The sequence below is a fragment of the Actinoallomurus soli genome (genome assembly GCF_024055715.1).
Classification (GTDB): domain Bacteria; phylum Actinomycetota; class Actinomycetes; order Streptosporangiales; family Streptosporangiaceae; genus Actinoallomurus; species Actinoallomurus soli.
On the sequence record NZ_JAMXMV010000058.1, the window covers coordinates 1 to 3192 of the forward strand.

A 3192-nucleotide genomic window follows, 5' to 3' on the forward strand; every position below is an offset into this window, starting at 1 on the left:
ACGATTCCCGTGCCGTGTCAGCCCGTGGGCGTTCAACTGTTCCTGATCGTTGACCGCCGCCTTGGCCGCCGCGGTGACACCCACGCCGTAAGACTGGCCCCACTTCTGCGCGGCCGTGCTGACCGGGAGGCCTTCCCCGGCCGTGGCTGCCACTGCTTGGCGAAGCCGGGTCCACCGCGCCTCATCGTCGCGTGCCCGCGGTGCCCGCGGAATGGGCTCAAGACCGGTGGGGGCGTGTCCGGTGAGATACACACGATTCCCGTGCCGTTCCAGCCCGTGGGCGTTCAACTGTTCCCGATCGTTGACCGCCGCCTTGGCCGCCTCGCTGGCACCCCCGTCGCGAGACTGGCCCCACTTCTCCGCGGCCCTGGTGACCGGGAGGCCTTCCCCGGCCGTGGCTGCCACTGCTTGGTGAAGCCGGGTCCACCGCGCCTCATCGTCGCGTGCCCGCGGTGCCCGCGGTGCCCGCGGCGTGGGCTCGAGACGGTCGGGGACGTGTCCGGTGAGATACACACGATCCCCGTGCCGTGCCAGCCCGTGGGCGTTCAACTGTTCCCGATCGTTGACCGCCGCCTTGGCCGCCTCGCTGGCACCCCCGCCGCCAGACTGGCCCCACGTCCTCTCGGCCTTGCTGACCGTGAGGCCTTCCCCGGCCGTGGCTGCCACTGCTTGGTAAAGCCGGGCCCACCGCTCCTCATCGTCGCGTGCCCGCGGCCGCGGTGCCGGCGGCGTGGGCTCGGGACCGGTGGGGGCGTGTTCGGGGAGATACACACGATCCCCGTGCCGTGTCAGCCCGTGGGCGTTCAACTGTTCCTGATTGTTGACCGCCGCCTTGGCCGCCTCGGTGGCACCCCCGCCGCCAGACTGGCCCCACGTCCTCTCGGCCTTGCTGACCGTGAGGCCTACCCTGGCCGTGGCTGCCACTGCTTGGTGAAGCCGGTCCCACCGCTCCTCATCGGTGCGCGTCGGCCGGGGCATGCCGATGCCGCTGCGGAAGGTGCGGTCGGTCACGGCCTGGGCGGCCGATCCCGACTCCGGCCCAGCCGACGGGAGCAGGTCGATGTCCTGGCCGTTGGGGCCCCTGAAATGGGCATGGGCATCGATCAACGGCAAACCCTCCCGGCTGCCTACCCTCCCCTCACCCAGCCAATCCGATTCATCCGATACGCCGGTGAGGTAGGCGAGTACCTGCTCTTCGGTGCCGACGACGCTGGTGTAGCCACCGTTAGCGGCGTTCTGGTCAGGATCGACCAGTCTCAAAAGCCGACCACCAAGGTGTGCGATCCAGATCCCATGCCCCAGCCGCCGCAAGTTCCCCAGCGCCACATACACCGACGTGCCGGGATCAGCCCCGGCCAAAACCCCGGTCACCTGATCCCACGCGGTGAAACGCGGCCCATGCAAGGCCGCTACCGGATCCGGCAGCGCCGCGGACAACCGCCGCGCCAACCCGGTCAAAAACAACCAGCAGTACCGGCTCCTCCACTCGCCCGTAGCCACCACCGGACCCTCAGGCCGGCCCTGATCAGCCTGCCTGGCCCAGACCGCGGCCGCAGCAACGGCACCATCGATCCGCCCCTCCAACCCCCCATCGGCACCGGTACCGGTGCCGGCGGCGGTTGGACCGCTGGACCACGAAGCCAAAGCATCCCGCAGAACCCGCAGCTGAGGGTCACGGTCGCAGGCGGCCTGCAACACGACCGGATCGACCTCCCCACCCATTTGCTCGCGAAGATCAGCAGCGATCTGAGCCTGGCGATCCGATATCGACGCGCGAAGCCCAGCAGCCATCGCGTCACCGGTAAGGGCCATGTAAACGTCTGCCCCGGTGCCGGGGGCCCGCTGCGCCTCCGCCGGCCGGTAGACGAACCACGGAAACCCGTGCCCGTCGGTTTCTATTGCGTAGTCGGGGCCGAGCTGGGCGAGGAGCTCGTCGGCTGGAACCCCGCGGAAACTGGGGAAGCGATTAAGCGAGGACCGGCGGTAGCCTCTTGTTGGCCCGTCCTGGAGGAGTTGCCGCGCCTGTTGCAGGTCCAATTCGTAGTCGGCTGGAGTTACGCCGGGCCTCGCCCACTCAAATGCTGCGTCGATAGGTTCGAAGCGCCATCCGGCCTGAGTAAGTGCGGACATGAACTCTGTGCGATTGGCCACGCCCGCGTCGCGGGCCTCCCACGCGAGAACATTCAGGTCCCGGCGGTCGAGGCGGTCGACTCCGGGTGTCAGGAAGCGGCGTTGGGGAGCCCAGCCTGCACCCCCGGTGGTGGCTGGAACGTCCGTCCCGGCCCGGGCCGGTGGCGCGGGGGTGTCGAGCGCCTGGCGGTTGGCAGGTCCCGGCACGTCCAGGTCCATACGATCATCCGACTCCGACGGCTGCGTCTGCGCCCCCGCCGGCCGGTGGATGAACCACCGAGTCCAGCCCTCATCGTTTCCTCTTCCGTAGTCGCGGCCGAGTTGGATAATGGGCGCGTTGTATCCCACCCCGCGGGAGAAGCCGCTGGAGCGCCACCTCAGAACTACTCCTGCTGTCGGTGCGTCCTCGTCCGCAGGCCGGGCCGGGCTGCTCTCCCTGGAACGGGCAGCGGGCCCGATGTCACTCCCCATGCCGGCCGGCTGTTGATGCCCGGCTGGTGAGGTGGGAGCGCCTCCTATCAGTACATCCTGGTCGATGAGGCGTTCCCAGTGGGTGCCGTTACGCCATAGGTCGATGGGCGTGCCGCCGGGGTCCCCGATCTGATAGCGGGTGTTGTACGGACCGTGGACGGTGATGGTGAGGTTGAACACCCAGGCGGCCACGTGGGGGGCGATGTCCCCAGCCGCGTTGTCCCACGAGCCGGGGGTCCGCAGATCAGTGATGATCTGGGCCCAGTCCGGCTCTGGGTAGGCGGCCAGGTGGGTGTTGACCGCCTGGTTCCAGGCCCGGGTGCCCCGCTGGTGGCCCAGGCCTGTGGCGTGGTCTTCGGCGAGGAATTGCCGGGCTTGATCGCGCAGGCGGTCCCGGTAGGCGGGGGTGTCGCGTAGGGCGTCGGCGAGCCGGGTTCGCATCCCTTGGACCGTGTGCGCCTCGAGGGGCAACACGTGAAAGGCCGTGTCGTGCAGGGCGTACATCAGGCAGTCACCGGGACTGCGCTCACTGTAGTCCGGCGGTTGCCCAGGCTCGTAGCCCGGGGGTTCGGTGCCGATGTAGGCCGGTGG

1 protein-coding gene is annotated in these 3192 nt (G+C 69.3%); it reads right to left on the reverse strand.

Annotation, left to right across the window (positions count from 1 at the left end; genetic code table 11):
* Positions 1 to 3042 (reverse strand): OTU domain-containing protein (locus NDW01_RS42595; RefSeq protein WP_252830374.1); only part of this gene is annotated, 3042 nt, incomplete at its 3' end.
* Between the last annotated feature and the right edge of the window lie 150 nt (positions 3043 to 3192).